We start from the raw sequence: 418 nt of genomic DNA on the forward strand, positions 1-418 counted from the left end.
AGTGCCTGGCGCAGCGCGGCGTGGCGCGGCCCCAGGGCCGCGGCCAGGGCCGTGGCGTGTTCCGTGGCCCAGGCCGGGGCGGTGGCGTCGCCGGTTTCCAGCAGCTGGCGCAGGGTTTGCAGCGCGGCGGCGCCTGCACCATCGGTCTCAGCCGGGTCAGGCGCGGGCTGCGGCTGCCCGGCGCTGGCCAGCCAGTCGCGCAAGCCGGCCACCAGCGCGTCCTGCCGGGCGCGCAGGTGCGCCAGCGCCTCGGCCAGCCCCGGATCGGGCACGGGCGCCGGTTCCTGGGCAGCCGCCGAGGTTTGCACCGCTTGCGATTCCCTTCCTTCCAGCGCCGCGCGCAAGCGCACATCCAGCGCCTGGGCCGCGTCCTGCACCGCCGTGGCCCCCAGGTTGCCCGCCACCCCCTTGAGCGTGT

The 418-nt window shown here is 77.5% G+C and carries 1 pseudogene; it reads right to left on the reverse strand.

Features of this window, described 5'->3' with window-relative positions:
* A pseudogene (locus tag HA630_RS00865) lies at positions 1-418 on the reverse strand (hypothetical protein); the annotation flags it as partial.

This window comes from Aquabacterium sp. A08, assembly GCF_011742065.1.